This window comes from [Clostridium] clostridioforme AGR2157, assembly GCF_000424325.1.
In the GTDB taxonomy this organism is placed as follows: domain Bacteria; phylum Bacillota; class Clostridia; order Lachnospirales; family Lachnospiraceae; genus Enterocloster; species Enterocloster clostridioformis_A.
In genome coordinates this window covers 1-16,230 of the sequence record NZ_AUJR01000009.1, presented here as the reverse complement: position 1 = coordinate 16,230, position 16,230 = coordinate 1, and the positions used below count along the sequence as shown (strand labels likewise).

Below are 16,230 nucleotides of genomic sequence, written 5' to 3'. Positions count from 1 at the left end.
TTACTACATTTTCCAGGTTCGTAAAATCTACTAAAATATTTTACACCACTTTTACACCATTTCCATAATTGTGCCATTTAATTTGTCCATTTTTCTTGCGCTCCTCCATAGACCTCTCCATTTACATTTAAAATAATTTCATTATAGGCATAGAACTGATTTGATGCTACAGACAGTAAAAGAAGGAACCGTATTTCCATGTTGGAAACCTGTTCCTTCTATATTAATGGCAATTATTTATCACTATAATGGTATCTACAGGCCAATATATAAACATTCTCTTCGTCTATCTTATAGATAATCCTATCTTTATCATTTATTCTTCTGCTCCAAAACCCTGCTAAATTTCCGCTTAAAGGCTCTGGTTTTCCAACTCCTTCATTTCCGTTCCTGCAAATATCTTCAATCAATTGGTTTATCTTTCTTAAAGTCTTACGATCTTCGGTCTGCCAATATACATAATCCTTCCATCCATTTTCTGTAAAGACTTTATTCATCAGCACTTACCTCTTCAAGATTATGGATGGCTATTTTCCCGCTGTCCAACTGTGCTTTAGATTCCATCAACCAATCGTAATTTGCCTTATTTCCCATAACATGAATGTTTTCCATTAGATTATTATATGATTCCTCTGATAACATCACCACATTCTTGTTATCTTTCCTCGTAACAATCATGGTTTCGTAATCATCTGTGACTTTATCCATATAGGTTTTCATATTATCTCTTAGATTTGTATAATTCACTGCCAACATAGCGTTCACCTCCGTACAGTTTTCTGTACTTATATTATAACGTACATTATTCTGTACGTCAATAGTATTACCTCCATTTTTAGATGTAGTTGTCAAATGAAACTACTTAGACTTATTTAGATGTATTTGGATTCCAAAAAACAACGTATTTACAAGGTTTTGACGACTTATGACCACTTATAAACAGAGCGCAAAACTCACGGGTTAGTAATATTTACCAGATAAGAAGCCGAGTTTTGACACAATATGCAATTACTATGGCAACCGGATATCTCCCGAACTTATCCCTATACTTTTTCCGCAGTTTCGAAAAAGCACTGTATTCGTCTTAAAATAAAAAAGATGGGGGTGGGGACTCCAAATCCAGGTTACAGTTCCTCTTTGAGAAGTTTGGTGTATTGTTCAACGATTCGATAAAAGGCCTCTAAATCAGCCTCGCTGCATTGTTCGATAAGATAGGCTGTAGTTTGTGTAATATCTGCGATATCATATGCTTTGTGAACACTGGAAAGCCGTTTTCCTTTTTCGGTCACATATAAACGGGCCGTTTTTTCATTGTTTTCCATATAACGCTTTTCTACATATCCGGATTCGATTAGCTTTTTGATGGTCTGTGATATGGCACTCTTGCTTTTGTGCCAAATTTTAGATAACTGGGTAGCTGTAATACCGGGACAATCATCAATAAAGGTAAGAGTGTGTATTTGCATCATATTGCAATTTTCAGCCTCATAGGTGTGTTTTCCATAGATATAATTGTGATATAAAATTACAAACTCATACAGCATATTGGCCCTAGCGGTTATCTTGCGGTATGCATTGTCAATGTCTGTAAAGTGGGTCATATAAACTCCTTTTATTCTTACATATTCATACTATTTAAGACATTATCAATAATATCATATTTAAAATTATGTTGCAAGATTTTAAAACAACACCACTTTACAACTTTCATAAATAATTGAACCGTTGCTGAATAAGCCGTTTCAAAGCATTTGAAACAGCTCTGCGTGTCCCAAGTAATAATTACCAATCTTCTCGTTGGAAAGTGTAAAATCGACCTCTGGTGAAAGACGTTTTCCATGTTTTGCCGGTCTTCCTCTTTTCCCTGTTGGCTCAGGGGCAAGATCATACATGACAGAGTCATACCTTGCATTGCAGCTCACATCCAGATTGGGATATTCATCCACAATGGAGACCAGATCTTTCGATGCCGCAAGCTTTAGCTTGGATACTCTTTTTGCCACATACGGTATCCGAGAGGGACAGAAAGATAGACCATCCTACTGCCGTTCCAAACAGGAACGAAAAAGCATCAGAAAGTCCTGTACGATATTTTACGGTGTTCAATGCAAGCCATTCTCTTATAATAGTTAATTAACAAAACAATATTAAGTCAAAACTAGATTTTCTATGTGTAAAACAGCTAATTATTAACTTTTATAACTTGATATATTGACAATAAGCACAATATATAATATAATATTGTTCAGTTTCGAAACTATATTATATGTGTCAGAAAGGTGGTATCTGGATGGATTTTGAAAAGTTCTGTAGAGAAAATTGTGTTGAGCGAAGGGGCACCGGCACTTTAAAGTGGGACTCACTGCAGGAAATCTTCGGAGATGCTGATTTGCTTCCGTTATGGGTCGCTGATATGGAGATTCAATCGCCGGCAGCAGTCCGTGAAGCACTGACAAAGCGTGTGGAACACGGTGTGTTTGGCTATGGTAAAGTAGAAGATTCCTATTATGATGCATTTTTTGCATGGCAAAAGAAACATCATGGTATAGATTTGGTCAAAGAAAATGTACGGTTTGCCACAGGCGTGGTAGGCTCACTGTATGCTGCAATAAGAGCATATACTAAGGAAAATGCATCCATAATAATCTGCCCTCCTGTATATTATCCATTCTATGATGCAATACTGAACACCGGAAGAAAGCTGGTAACATGTGACCTGGATAATAACAAGGGCCATTACAGCCTCAATCTTGACAAGTTCGAAAAAGAAATATCAGATAACAATGTAGAGATGTTCATACTGTGTTCACCGCATAACCCTGTGTGCCGCGTATGGTCAGAAGAAGAACTGAATGCTATGTTAGATATCTGCCACAGACATGGAGTGCTGGTAGTGTCAGATGAGATTCACCAGGATTTTACATATGGAGAAATTCCTTTCATATCTTCAGCTATTGTTAAGGGCGGAAAATATAGGGATATGCTGATTATCCTAAATTCCGGATCTAAAACTTTCAACTTAGCCGGTTTAATTCACTCTCATGTGATTATTTACGACAGGAAGCTGATGGAAACCTATGATGCCTATATAAAGAGTATAGGCTCTCCGGAAGTTAACTTGTTGGGAGTTACAGGTATGGAAGCCGCATTTCGTAATGGCGAAGAGTGGTTTGAAAACGTAAAATCACTGATTTGTCATAATTATAACTATATGAAGCTGGAATTTGCCAAGGAGCTTCCTGATGTTGTGGTGACACCTCTTGAGGGAACTTACCTTTCATGGCTTGATTTACGCAGCTATGTGCCTGAAAAAGAAACAGCAAGCTTTATCCAGAATAAATGCCGTCTGGCTTGTGATGTGGGGGAATGGTTCAGCTTTACAGGACATGGTTTTATACGTATTAACCTTGCAACAGATACAAAAAATATCAGGACTGCTGTGGAGAGTATCGTTACAAACATCAAAGCACTATGATTACCATTTTCGTATCTGATAGAAATAACAACAGTATAATTGAATTGTAAAGGAAGTGAAAACATGGGAAAACGTGTGCTGGTTGTAGGGGGAGTTGCTGGTGGCGCCTCTGTAGCAGCCAGAGTTAGGCGTCTGGATGCAGATGCGTGCATTACCATATTTGAGAAAGGAGAGCATGTATCCTTCTCCAACTGTGCCCTTCCCTACTATTTGAGTAGAACTGTGGAGGATAAAGATAATCTCACACTGATGACACCGGAAGACTTTAAGACTTCTTACAATATCGATGTGCGAATCAACAATGAGGTGTGCGGTATAGACCGTGTCCGCAGAAAGATTCAGGTGAACAATCGAATCACGGGTCAGAAATATGAAGAGGCTTATGATGAATTGGTTCTGTCACCTGGTTCCGCCCCTATTTGCCCTAAGCTAATTAAAGGAGTATCTCTTCCACACGTATTCACTGTACGTAATGTAAGCGATATTGTTAAACTAGATCGATATTTAAACCGGGAGAACATCTGCGATGTGGTTGTAGTTGGCGGAGGCTTTATTGGTCTTGAAGTGGCAGAGAACCTTAAAAAGGCTGGAAAGAATGTTTCTGTAGTAGAAGCAGCCGGTCAGGTTATGAATCCTTTTGATTATGATATGAGCCAAATCCTGCATAAGGAACTCTGTGATAATGACGTGAAATTAATTTTAAGAGATGGTATAAAGGCTATCACAGAAGACAAGGTAATCCTAAACTCTGAGAGGGAACTGCCGGCTGATGTAGTAGTACTTGCAATTGGAGTACTGCCTGAGACTACGCTTGCGAAAGAGGCCGGACTGGAAATTGGTGAAACGGGCGCAATCAAGGTTACACCAGATTTCCGTACCAGCGATCCACATATTTATGCAGTGGGAGATGCCATTGAGGTGTACCAGGGCCTAACACACAAGCCAGTCAGGCTTCCTCTGGCAGGACCAGCTTTGCGCCAGGCGAGGACTGCTGCTGATGCCATGTATGGTATGCATGGGATTAATAAAGGTGTGATTGGTTCCTGTGCAGTCAGAATTTTTGAACTTAATGCAGCAGCCACGGGACTAAATGAAAAAAATGCAAAGGCGAATAATATACCTTGCGATTCTGTTTATACCATTGCAATGGATAAAGTAGGACTAATGCCAAATAGTTCTCCTATCCATTTTAAGCTCGTATTTGAAGTGCCTACTGGAAGAATCCTGGGCGCTCAGGCCATTGGAAAAGGTAATGTGGACAAACGGATTGATGTCATCGCCACTTTGATTACTATGAACGGTACACTGGAGGATTTAAAAGAATTGGAGCTTTGCTATTCCCCTTTGTTTGGCACGGCAAGAGATGTAGTAAATCTGGCTGCACTGGTAGGTCTTAACATTCTGCATGGTGTTTTCAAACAGATACATGTAAGTGAGGTCAGAAACCTAGTAGAGAGTGGTGCCTGTATCATTGATGTAAGAACCCATGAGGAATTTGAAGCAGGCCATCTTATTGGTGCAGTCAACATCCCATTGGGAGAGATAAGGCAGAGGACTTCTGAAATCCCACACAATCGTCCCGTATATTTACATTGCAGGACCAGCCAGAGAAGCTATAATGCTATTATGGCGTTAAAGGGCTGTGGTTTTATCAACATTTTCAATATTTCCGGATCGTTTTTGGGAATAAGCTATTATGAATACTTTACAGATATAACGACTGGACGGAAAAAAATACTTACAGAATATAACTTTATGTAATGGCTGTATTTATGTTGATGAAGCTGTAACTGCTAATAACTGTGTGGGTACAGAACATTACATTAAAAACGAAGGAAAAGGAGTCAGGGGTATGGAAAACGTATTTTTTAAGCAGTTTTTAATGATAAGCGATATAAAGACCATTGTTTTTCTGGCAGTTCTTGTAGGTCTATTCTATTTGATTCATGTTTTATACCACAAAAAACATATGGACTTTGCAGTGGTAGTTATGGTTGGCACGGGTCTTGGCTTGGTATTAGGCCTGGCAATCCAGTTTGTTGCCAATTTTCCAGATGCTCCAATGGATGTTGCGTTCGTTGCAGAGACAACAACTTGGTTTGCAATGGTCGGCAACGGTTACATCAACCTTATCAAGATGATTGTAGTTCCGCTTGTTATGATTTCAATCATGCAGGTTATTATCAACATGCAGCAGGGTAAAGCCATGAGCCAACTGGTCAAGAATACTATCATCATTACTATGGGCATGGTTTTGGTTGCTTCTGTAACTGGCATTGTGATTGGCATGCTGTTTGGCGTTGGTAAGGGAGCCACCTTAGTTGAAGGAGGTGCTGCAACAGCAAAAGAAATCACTCCTGTAGCTACCACAATTAAGAACCTAATTCCAGGAAATATTGTTGGAGCTATGGTAGACAGCAACATCATTGGTCTTGTTATTTTCTCTGCTTTTCTTGGTCTAGCAATCTGGTGGATAAATTATGAGAGCAAGGAGGCTGCAAAACCATTGTATCATCTGATTAATGCAGCTCACAAAGCGATGATTAATATGGCTTTGCTGATTCTTGATTATATGCCATGGGCAGTCATTGCTTTATTGGCAAATACCATCGCTCAAAGAGGTCTGTCCTCTATCCTTGAGGTTGGTAAATTCATCATCGCACTTTACGTTGCAGCAGCCGTGCAGTTTACAATCCAACTAATCCTGCTGGCAGTGAATGGTTTGAATCCTATGACTTACGTAAAGAAATCTTACGCAACAATGTTAATGGCATTTACCTCTCGTTCTAGCGTTGGCTGCCTTCCAATGACGATTGAAACTCTGACTAAGAAACTGGGGGTAAACCAAGGGACGGCAAGCTTTGTGGCTGGTTTCGGCACGACTGCCGGTATGCAAGGGTGTGCAGGTATCTTTCCATCTCTGTTGATTATCTATGTATGTAACGTAACTGGAACTCCAGTCGATATTACCATGATTGTAATGACAATCTTCGTTGTAACCATCGGTTCATTAGGTATCGCAGGTATTCCAGGTACTGCAACTATGGCGGCTTCCGTAGGCCTGTCTGGCGTGGGTATGGGTGCACAGTTTGCAATGGTAAGTCCGATTCTGGCTATCGACCCAATTATCGACATGCCAAGAACAATGCTCAATGTAACGGGTTCTCTGACCAATGCGCTTGTTGTAGATAAACATATGGAAAGTTTGAATATGACAGCTTACAATGATATGAGTCTGAATCAGCAGGAGAAAAGGTCATAAGATGAAGAGTTATGGAAGGTGATTAAAAAGACATAGGAATAGTGTACTTTTACCCTGGAGAAGCTTGATTTGATTTACGCCGCAAAACCGGAGCTCCCCTACAATGCCCCTGTGACGCTTTTGGCGCACTAAAATAAGCCCGTGAATATGCGATGCAGCTACATACTCATGGACTTATTCAGTTGTACAAATATTCAATTTTCAATCATCATGTCAAGGCTCAATTTTACACCATTTTTTACACCATTTTCCCGTCTGGATACAACGGGCTATAATGAATTCCTTTTTATGGGAGAAAATCCCTGATTTTCTTGCTTTTGGAGGGATTGCGAAGCTTTCTGAGAGCAGCTGTCTCAATCTGGCGGATACGCTCCCTGGTTACGTTGAACCGTTTTCCCACTTCCTCCAGGGTCAGGGGATGTCCGGTCTCCAGGCCAAAACGCAGAATGATGACCTCACGCTCCCTGGGATTCAGCCCCTGAAGCATGCTGTCAATCTCCTCCCGCAAAAGAAAGCTCTCCGCTTTATCCTCTGTGGAAGCATTGGCGTCGTCCGCCACAAAATCTCCCAGATTGGATCCCTCCTCGTCACCTACCGGGGTTTCCAGTGATACGGTATCACCCGATGCCTGAATCAGCTCCGCCACCCGTTTCTCAGACATGTTCACTTCCTCAGCCACTTCCTCCATGGACGGCTCCCGTCCCAGCTTCACGGACAGGCTGCGCTGGGCACGGCGGATTTTGTTCACCGCCTCCACCATGTGGACCGGAAGCCGGATGGTTCTGGACTGGTCCGCCAGGGACCTGGTAATGGACTGCTTCACCCACCATGTGGCATAGGTGCTGAGCCGGTAACCTTTTGCATAGTCAAACTTCTCCACTGCTTTCATAAGCCCCAGGTTTCCCTCCTGAACCAGGTCCAGAAAACTCATGCCCCTTCCGGTATATCGTTTGGCGATGCTGACTACCAGGCGCAGGTTGGCCTCCACCAGCCTGCGGCCCGCTTCCACATCGCCTTCTGACTTGCGTCTTGCCAGGTCTGATTCCTCTTCCGGTGTAAGCAGTGCAATGGAACCGATTTCTTTTAAGTATTCACGGATTGGGTCTGCTGTGGACACGCCTTCCAGAAGCCGCTCCTGACCATATCCGTCGTAATCCTCCTCTTCCTCATCCCCGCCGGAACCCATACTGCCGCTGTCCAGCATCTCATCCAGGTCCAGGCGGTCCCTTCCCCAGCGGAAATCTTCCTTCACCAGGGACGGCTGTTCCAGCTCGGCATCATCGTCTAAAAGAAAGTCCCCCTCAGGCAAATCTTCTTCCAGTTCCTCGGGCGCCTGTATGTGGACACCTTTGCGCTCCAGCTTCAGATAGACATCCTCCATCTCCTCCGGCGTCATCTGAACATCACGGAAACGGTCCAGCACCTGGGTCATCTCCAGACGTCCTTCCTTGGCGGCCGACTCACTGACCAGCTGCTCCAGTCTCTTAGACAATTCCATTTTATCCATATGTTATCCTCCCCCTTCTCCTGGGACATACTAAATATAGGTACTGCATTGCGTAAATCCCTCTTTAAACAGCGGGGCTTACGCAGCACAGTACCGTTATTCGGTCTGCGGGTACGTTAGGTACATACTATCTCATGGGTACGCATGAACTTTGCCACTGCCTTGTCCCACTCATTTTCCAAGGCCTTGTCCATGGTAAAAAAGTTCAGTGAAGTTCCCGTCACACAATATAATGCTCCGTCTTCGTAACGGATATTCAGATAAAGTCCCTGTATCTGGTCACCGCTTATACCGCTTCCGGAAGAGGAAGCGAATTTTTCTGTGTCCGAAGGAGGAAGCAGCAGGACAATATGGAAGCTACCCGGCAGCTTTTTTCCTTTAATCAGCGAAAAGCATACGGGGCGGAGCACCTTCCAGGAGGAAAAGGACTCAATCCGGTTCTCCTCCAGCTCCTCATCTGTATAATATCCCTGCCTGATGTGTCCGTCGATGGTAAAATTATTATAGGTGACAATGTTCACTTCCTTAACCAGGAAGCTGTCAAAATCTTCCTTCAGGAAAAGTTTGGATGTAAATGTCTTCACATCCTCTGCTTTTAATGCAATCATATTGTTCTCCTGACCTGGGTTACACCACAGGTTTCCAAATTCTTACTCAATTATACAGTTTTTCACTATTGACGTCAAATAGAAACTGTGTGGATTTTTCTGATAATATCAGGAAGTGTCTTTAGCGGTTCTTTGGTGGCGCACGGACGGTTTTCCGGCGTTTTTCCGGCTGCTGTTTTCTGCGGAATGCGTTTGGCAGGATTGGTATGCGGAGGGGGAGGTTAGGGTCAAGATACTCTGATATTGTCCGATATGCACTGATATTGTCTGAGATGCTCTAATATAGTCTGAGATAATCTGAGGTGTTCTGATTGCTTTACTCTAACATATTCTTCCTCTTTTTCATAGTGTCTGAATATCGACTATATCTCATCCAGCGGACTTCGTTTCAGCACGAAATCCATCATTTCCTTGGCCGCCTTCCCGTGATATCTCAGCCTGTGGTATGTGAGATAAATAAATCTTCCCTTATCAAGCCACTCCGGGCGTACCAGCCCGATTCGGTAAAGGGGCAGGGACTGCGTTTCCGCCACAATGGATATTCCCAGCCCCTGCTCCACCAGGCGTGCTATGGCGTCCTCACTGTAAGCAAACTGCCACTGTGGCCAGCCAGCTGATTAGCGGTCTGCTGAACATCTGGTGGTTACTGTCCGGAATCTCGGTGATTCGGGTGGTTCCGGATAAGTCCGCATGGACCGGGTCCGCCTGGGAATACGGTGGGGGCTTTGATGATTTTCAGGAATGCCCTGCAGGGGATGGGATACAGCATTCATGCCGTGCTGTCCGGTTTGGGCGAACTGCTGGGACGGGGACTTGGCGACTGGCTGGCTGTCAGCGGCTGGGGGTATCTGGCCGTCTGTTTTGCTAATCCCATTGCGTGGGGATTGGCTTTGGCGTAATGTGTTGGAATAATCAGGGGGAAGGTGGGGAGGCGGGGGAATATGTGAGTTTGCAGTGCTGCCATCATTGAGTCCGCTGCGTTGCTGTCTTAAGTTCGCGGTGATAATCCGCTGCGTTGCCATCTTGAGTCCGCAGTGCTGCCATCTTGAATCCGCAGTGCTGCCATCTTGAATCCGCTGCGCTCCTTCAAGATGGACGGCTGGCGCCGTATGCATAGGGACACGAAAGGCCGGGAAGGTAAGCGAGCTTGCCTTCCCGGCCTTTCGTGTCCCTATGCGCACTGCTTGTAGCTAGGCCAGGTTTGTATACCCCATCATATCCCTGTCTACGGCTTTGGCGGCTTCGCGGCCTTCGCGAATGGCCCATACTACCAGTGACTGGCCCCGGTGCATGTCGCCGGCTGTAAATATCTGGTCTGCGCTGGTGCGGTAGGCGCCGTGTTCTGTGGCTACATTTGTCCTGGCGTCCAGGTCTACGCCGAAGGCGTCTGCTACGTAGGCTTGAGTTCCTGTGAAGCCGGCGGCTATGAGTACCAGGTCGGCGGGGATTTCGCGCTCGCTTCCTTCTACGGCTGCCATGACGGTGCAGCCTGTTTCCTCGTCTTTCCTGGGAACCAGGTTTGTGATTATGGCCTTGCATACCTTGCCTTCCCCGTCCTTTATGAATTCCTTCACAGTGGTCTGGTACTGCCTTGGGTCTGAACCGAATATGCTTATGGCCTCCTCCTGGCCGTAATCTGTCTTGAGGATTCTGGGCCATTCCGGCCAGGTGTTGTTCTCCGCCCGCTCCACGGGAGGTTTGGGCATCATCTCTAACTGGGTGACTGAGGCGCAGCCGTGCCGGATGGATGTGCCTACACAGTCATTTCCAGTGTCCCCGCCTCCGATTACCAGCACATGCTTATCCTTTGCCGATATGAAACTTCCGTCCTCCAGCCCGGAATCCAGCAGGCTCTTGGTGGTGGCTTTCAGAAAATCCAACGCAAAGTATATGCCTGCACTGTCCCTGCCCGGCACATCGATATCCCTTGGGTTGGAGGCCCCGCAGGCCAGGATGATGCGGTCAAATTCCTTCCTGATTTTGTTGACCCGGTAATTCCTGCCCACGTCCGCTCCCGTCACAAAGGTGACGCCTTCCTTCTTCATCACATCCACCTTGCGGTCAATAACCCATTTTTCCAGCTTCATGTTGGGTATGCCGTACATCAGCAGTCCGCCCACACGGTCATTCCGTTCAAATACAGTGACGCTGTGCCCCCGTTTGTTCAACTGGTCCGCAGCAGCCAGGCCCGCGGGACCGGATCCGATAACTGCCACCTTTTTGCCGGTGCGGATGGAGGGCGGATTGGGGAGGGCATATCCGCTGTCGTATGCCTTTTCGATGATGGCCCTCTCATTTTCCTTCACGGTCACTGCATACCCGTACAGGCTGCAGGTACAGGCCGCCTCGCAGGGGGCCGGGCATACCCTGGAGGTGAACTCCGGGAAGCTGTTGGTTTTCTTAAGCCGGTTGTATGCCTGTTTCCAGTTTCCGGTATACACCAGGTCGTTCCATTCCGGCACCAGGTTGTGCAGGGGGCATCCGCTGACCATACCGCCAATCATCATGCCTGACTGGCAGAATGGCACGCCGCAGTCCATGCACCTGGCCCCCTGGCGTCTCTGTTCCTCCTCGCTTAAGGGCGTGTGAAACTCATTCCAGTTTTTAATTCGTTCCTCAGGAGCTTCACCCCTTCCCACTTCTCTCCCATATTCTAAGAATCCTGTTGCTTTTCCCATGATTGTTCTGCCTCCTTAACCTCTTAAATTGGCGTAAAATGCCTCAATCTGCGCCTGTTCGCTGTTCAGTCCCTTTTCCTCCATCTGCACAATGGCATTCATCATACGCCGGTAATCATGGGGAACAACCTTCTTGAACTTGGGCAGGTATTCACTGAAATGCTCCAGGATCCGCCCGCCTTTCAGAGAGTTGGTGCAGGCCACATGTTCTTCAATCAGGCCTTTCAGTTCCAGTACATCGTATTTGTTGGTCACTTCCTCAAAGGATACCAGTTCCTTATTGAGGCGCTTGTAAAAGCTGCGGTCCTCGTCCAGCACATAGGCGATGCCGCCGCTCATGCCGGCCCCGAAGTTCTTGCCCGTGGCTCCCAGCACCACCACGCAGCCGCCTGTCATGTATTCACAGCCGTGGTCCCCCACGCCCTCCACCACAGCGGTTGCTCCTGAATTTCGGACGCAGAAGCGCTCCCCCGCGATTCCGTTTATAAACGCCTTTCCGCTGGTAGCTCCGTATAGGGCCACATTGCCGATTATGATATTCTCCTCAGCCTTAAAGAGCACGCCTTTCGGGGGATACACCACCAGCTTGCCGCCGGAAAGTCCCTTGCCGAAATAGTCGTTGGAATCTCCTGCCAGCTCCAGGGTCAGTCCCCTTGGGATAAATGCCCCAAAGCTCTGTCCTCCGCTTCCATTGCAGCTGACGGTAAACGTATCATCAGAAAGCCCTTCCGGGTATTTCCTGGTTATCTCGGATCCGAATATGGTCCCCAGGGTGCGGTTCACATTGGACACCTCCACCTGAAGGCTTTTTTTCTGGCCGCTTCCAAGGGCGCTTTTGAATTTTCTTAAAAGCACCTGCTCATCCATGGTGTCCTCCAGGTGGAAATCAAAGACCTGTTTCCCACTGTATCCTGCCACATCCCGGCCTTCATAGGGGTTATCCAGTATCCTGCTTAAATCCACCTGGCCGGCCCGGCCAAGGGGAAGGTTCTCACGCCTCTTTAAAAGGTCCGTGCGGCCCACCAGCTCATCCACGGTGCGCACCCCCAGCCTTGCCATGTACCCGCGCAGCTCTTCTGCTATAAACTGCATAAAGTTCACCACATACTCCGGTTTACCTCTGAAACGCTTTCTCAGCTCCGGGTTCTGGGTGGCAATGCCCATGGGACAGGTGTCCAGGTTGCATACACGCATCATAACACAGCCCAGGGTCACCAACGGCGCAGTGGCAAAGCCGAATTCCTCCGCTCCCAGCATACAGGCCATTGCCACGTCCCTTCCGGTCATAAGCTTTCCGTCTGTCTCCAGAATCACCTTGTCGCGAAGCCCGTTCATAATCAGGGTCTGATGGGCCTCCGCCACCCCCAGCTCCCATGGAAGCCCTGCATTGTAAATGGAATTCCTGGGGGCTGCCCCTGTTCCTCCGTCATAGGCGGAGATCAGGATTACCTGGGCCCCGGCCTTGGCCACGCCAGCGGCCACGGTGCCCACCCCGGCCTCTGATACCAGCTTGACGGATATCCGGGCCCTGGTATTGGAATTCTTTAAATCGTATATGAGCTGGGCCAGGTCCTCAATGGAATAGATGTCATGATGGGGCGGAGGCGAGATAAGGCTGACGCCTGTGGTGGAATGTCTGGTCTTTGCCACCCACGGATAAACCTTGCCTCCGGGCAGCTGGCCGCCTTCCCCCGGCTTTGCGCCCTGGGCCATCTTTATCTGAATCTCCTGGGCGCTTACCAGATAGCGGCTGGTGACTCCGAAACGGCCGGAAGCCACCTGCTTGATGGCGGAACAGCGGTTGTTCCCCGCAGGTCCCGGAATCAGGCGGTCCAGGCTCTCGCCGCCCTCCCCTGTGTTGGATTTACCGTGAATCCGGTTCATGGCAATGGCCAGGCATTCATGGGCCTCCTGGGAGATGGAGCCGTAGGACATAGCCCCTGTCTTAAACCGCCTGACAATGGATTCCACGGACTCTACCTGGTCCAGGGGAATGCCTCCGTCCTCAGGAAAGTCAAAATCCATCAGGGAGCGCAGATGGTACATCTTATCTTCTCTGTCCACCTGGGCCGTATATTGTTTAAAGATGTCATAATTACCTGTCCTGGCCGCCTCCTGAAGAAGGTGGATGGTCAGGGGATTATAAAGGTGATCCTCCTCACCGGAGCGGGACTTGTGGCTGCCAACGCTTTCCAGGGTCAAATCCACGTCCAGCCCCAGAGGATCAAAGGCAGCGGAGTGAAGGGCATCCACATCACCTGCAATATCCTTTAATGTAATGCCGCCCACACGGCTCACCGTATCAGTAAAATATTTATCCACCACATCCTTTGAAATGCCGATGGCCTCAAAAATCTGGGCGCCCTGGTAGGATTGGATGGTGGATATGCCCATCTTGGAGGCAATCTTCACAATGCCGTGGAGCACAGCCAAATCATAGTCGCAGACAGCCGCGTAATAGTCCTTATCCAGCATGCCGGAGGCAATCAGGGAACGGATGGACTCGTGGGCCAGATAGGGGTTGACGGCACAGGCCCCGTACCCCAGCAGGGTGGCAAAATGATGGACCTCCCTGGGCTCACCGCTTTCCAGTATCAGGGCCACGCCGGTGCGTTTCTTGGTCCTTACCAGGTACTGCTGCAGGGCCGACACAGCCAGCAGGGACGGGATTGGCACATGGTTCTCATCAATATCCCGGTCTGAGAGTATGATAATATTGGCGCCGTCCTTGTGGGCCCGGTCCACCTCCAGGAACAGGCGGTCAATAGCCTTTTCAAGGGATGTATTCTTGTAGTAGGTAATGGGAATCACCTCCACCTTGAAACCGGGCTTCTTCATGTTCTTAATTTTAAGCAAATCCGTCTCTGTCAGGATGGGATTCTCCACTTTTAAGATTTTGCAGTTTTCCGCTGTCTCCTCCAGTATGTTGCCCTCCTCACCCACATAGACCGTTGTGGAAGTCACGATTTCCTCGCGGATGGCGTCAATGGGCGGATTGGTCACCTGGGCAAAGAGCTGCTTAAAGTAGTTGAACAGGGGCTGGTGCTTCTTTGACAGCACAGCCAGGGGACTGTCCACGCCCATGGCAGACACAGCCTCCGCACCGTTCAGGGCCATGGGAAGAATCATGGTCTTATACTGTTCATAGGTGTAACCGTATGTTTTCTGTAGCCTCAGCCGCTCCTCGTCCTTCATGGCGGGGATGCCTTTGTTGGGCACCGGAAGGTCCTTTATATTGAACAGGTTGGAATCCAGCCACTCCCCGTATGGGTTGCGGGACGCATAGCAGTGCTTAAGCTCATCATCATCAATGAGCCTTCCCTGCTTTGTATCCACCAGCAGCATTTTGCCGGGACGCAGACGGTCCTTTTTCACCACCTTTGTCTGGTCAATGTCAATGGCGCCCACCTCAGAGGCCAGTATCATGCAGCCGTCCTCTGTTATGTAGTACCGGGAGGGACGCAGCCCGTTTCTGTCCAGCACAGCCCCCACCACGTCGCCGTCCGTGAACAGGATGGAGGCAGGTCCGTCCCATGGCTCCATCATGGTGGCGTAATAGCGGTAGAAATCCTTTATTTCGCTGTCCATGTACTTGTCATTTTCCCAGGGCGCGGGAATGGTGACCATGACGGCCAGGGGCAGGTCCATGCCGCTCATGACCATAAATTCCAGGGCATTGTCCAGCATGGCGGAATCAGAGCCTTCCTGGTTTATGATGGGCAGCACCTTGTGCATGTCGTATCTGAAATACTCGGATTCCATGTTCTCCTCCCTGGCCACCATCTTATCCACATTGCCGCGGATGGTATTGATTTCACCGTTGTGGACAATGAAGCGGTAGGGATGGGCCCGCATCCAGCTGGGATTGGTGTTGGTGCTGAATCTGGAATGGACAATGGCAATGGCCGACTTATAATCCTCATCCTGGAGATCTGAAAAAAACAGCCTCAGCTCACCCACCAGAAACATGCCTTTATACACAATAGTCCTGCTGCTTAAGGATACCACATAGGTGTCCTCGTTGCTCTGCTCAAATACGCGGCGGGCTATGTATAGCTTTCTGTCAAAATCCAGTCCTGCCTTCATTCCGGTGGGTTTGCCCACAAAGCCCTGGGCAATATAGGGCATCACGTCCACGGCCTTCTTGCCGAGAATCTCAGGGGCAGTGGGGACCACCCTCCATCCCAGGAAGGTCATGCCCTCCTTGCGCACAATGATCTCAAACATCTTCATGGCCTGGCTGCGAATCAGTTCATCCCGGGGGAAGAAGAACATGCCCACGCCATACTCCCTCTCGCCTCCTAGCTGAAAGCCCAGGGGTTCTGTCACCTTCTTAAAAAATCCGTGGGAAATCTGGAGCATGATTCCCACTCCGTCCCCTGTCTTGCCCTCGGCGTCCTTTCCTGCCCTGTGTTCCAGATTTTCAACTATATGAAGGGCCTGGTCCACTGTGTGGTGGCTCCTGATGCCCTTTATATTGGCCACGGCGCCGATGCCGCAGTTATCGTGCTCAAAACGTGGTTCATACAGTCCGGGCTGTTTCTGTTTGGATTCCATAAATATTTCTTCCTTTCTTTGTATAAATGGGGGATGTTATAAACCGATTTTAAAATCGGATAGGGGAGATTTTAACCTCCCCTTCCACACCACGTAGCGTACCGTTCGGTACTACGCGGTTCAATAGTTTACTCGGACTTTCA

At 47.8% G+C, this 16,230-nt stretch carries 13 protein-coding genes; 4 read left to right on the top strand and 9 right to left on the bottom strand.

The window, feature by feature from the left end; all coding sequences use genetic code 11:
• Positions 1-233: 233 nt before the first annotated feature.
• From G614_RS0105305 to G614_RS0105290, 4 genes are all read right to left on the bottom strand, one after another.
• The gene (locus G614_RS0105305; RefSeq protein ID WP_027641119.1) at positions 234-497 is read right to left on the bottom strand and encodes a Txe/YoeB family addiction module toxin; all 264 of its coding nucleotides are present in this window, start codon (positions 495-497) and stop codon (positions 234-236) included.
• The gene (locus G614_RS0105300; protein ID WP_027641118.1) at positions 490-756 is read right to left on the bottom strand and encodes a type II toxin-antitoxin system Phd/YefM family antitoxin; all 267 of its coding nucleotides are present in this window, start codon (positions 754-756) and stop codon (positions 490-492) included. Before G614_RS0105300 ends, G614_RS0105305 begins: the two co-directional genes overlap by 8 nt.
• Before the next feature lie 368 nt (positions 757-1,124).
• Complete coding sequence (locus tag G614_RS0105295) at positions 1,125-1,601, bottom strand: MarR family winged helix-turn-helix transcriptional regulator (RefSeq protein WP_002587620.1); 477 nt, start codon at positions 1,599-1,601, stop codon at positions 1,125-1,127.
• Positions 1,602-1,742: 141 nt separating this feature from the next.
• A complete protein-coding gene (locus G614_RS0105290; RefSeq protein ID WP_027641117.1) occupies positions 1,743-2,003 on the bottom strand; it encodes a hypothetical protein in 261 nt (86 codons plus the stop codon).
• A gap of 287 nt (positions 2,004-2,290) precedes the next feature.
• Here G614_RS0105290 and G614_RS0105285 point away from each other — a divergent pair, with 287 nt between their 5' ends.
• The 3 genes from G614_RS0105285 (at position 2,291) to G614_RS0105275 (ending at position 6,737) form a co-directional block, all read left to right on the top strand.
• The gene (locus G614_RS0105285) at positions 2,291-3,475 is read left to right on the top strand and encodes a MalY/PatB family protein (RefSeq protein WP_027641116.1); all 1,185 of its coding nucleotides are present in this window, start codon (positions 2,291-2,293) and stop codon (positions 3,473-3,475) included.
• Between the two features lie 63 nt (positions 3,476-3,538).
• Positions 3,539-5,236 carry an FAD-dependent oxidoreductase gene (locus G614_RS0105280; protein WP_027641115.1) on the top strand — a complete coding sequence of 566 codons (1,698 nt, stop codon included), beginning with the start codon at positions 3,539-3,541 and terminating at the stop codon, positions 5,234-5,236.
• 91 nt (positions 5,237-5,327) lie between these two features.
• Entirely contained in the window at positions 5,328-6,737 is a 1,410-nt protein-coding gene (locus tag G614_RS0105275) for a cation:dicarboxylate symporter family transporter (protein ID WP_002587617.1), read from the top strand.
• 286 nt (positions 6,738-7,023) lie between these two features.
• Here G614_RS0105275 and G614_RS0105270 read toward each other — a convergent pair whose 3' ends face one another.
• From G614_RS0105270 to G614_RS0105260, 3 genes are all read right to left on the bottom strand, one after another.
• Positions 7,024-8,244 carry a sigma-70 family RNA polymerase sigma factor gene (locus tag G614_RS0105270; RefSeq protein WP_027641114.1) on the bottom strand — a complete coding sequence of 407 codons (1,221 nt, stop codon included), beginning with the start codon at positions 8,242-8,244 and terminating at the stop codon, positions 7,024-7,026.
• A gap of 116 nt (positions 8,245-8,360) precedes the next feature.
• Positions 8,361-8,852, bottom strand: coding sequence for a DUF5721 family protein (locus G614_RS0105265; protein WP_027641113.1), 492 nt, complete (start codon positions 8,850-8,852; stop codon positions 8,361-8,363).
• A 362-nt stretch (positions 8,853-9,214) separates the two neighbouring features.
• Positions 9,215-9,412 (bottom strand): hypothetical protein, encoded by a 198-nt coding sequence (locus G614_RS0105260; protein ID WP_027641112.1) that lies wholly within the window; start codon positions 9,410-9,412, stop codon positions 9,215-9,217.
• 168 nt (positions 9,413-9,580) lie between these two features.
• Here G614_RS0105260 and G614_RS31090 point away from each other — a divergent pair, with 168 nt between their 5' ends.
• Positions 9,581-9,751 (top strand): hypothetical protein, encoded by a 171-nt coding sequence (locus tag G614_RS31090; protein ID WP_155245020.1) that lies wholly within the window; start codon positions 9,581-9,583, stop codon positions 9,749-9,751.
• A gap of 291 nt (positions 9,752-10,042) precedes the next feature.
• Here G614_RS31090 and G614_RS0105250 read toward each other — a convergent pair whose 3' ends face one another.
• Both G614_RS0105250 and gltB read right to left on the bottom strand, forming a co-directional pair.
• Entirely contained in the window at positions 10,043-11,530 is a 1,488-nt protein-coding gene (locus tag G614_RS0105250; protein ID WP_027641111.1) for a glutamate synthase subunit beta, read from the bottom strand.
• Between the two features lie 15 nt (positions 11,531-11,545).
• Positions 11,546-16,087 carry a glutamate synthase large subunit gene (gene gltB, locus G614_RS0105245; RefSeq protein WP_027641110.1) on the bottom strand — a complete coding sequence of 1,514 codons (4,542 nt, stop codon included), beginning with the start codon at positions 16,085-16,087 and terminating at the stop codon, positions 11,546-11,548.
• Between the last annotated feature and the right edge of the window lie 143 nt (positions 16,088-16,230).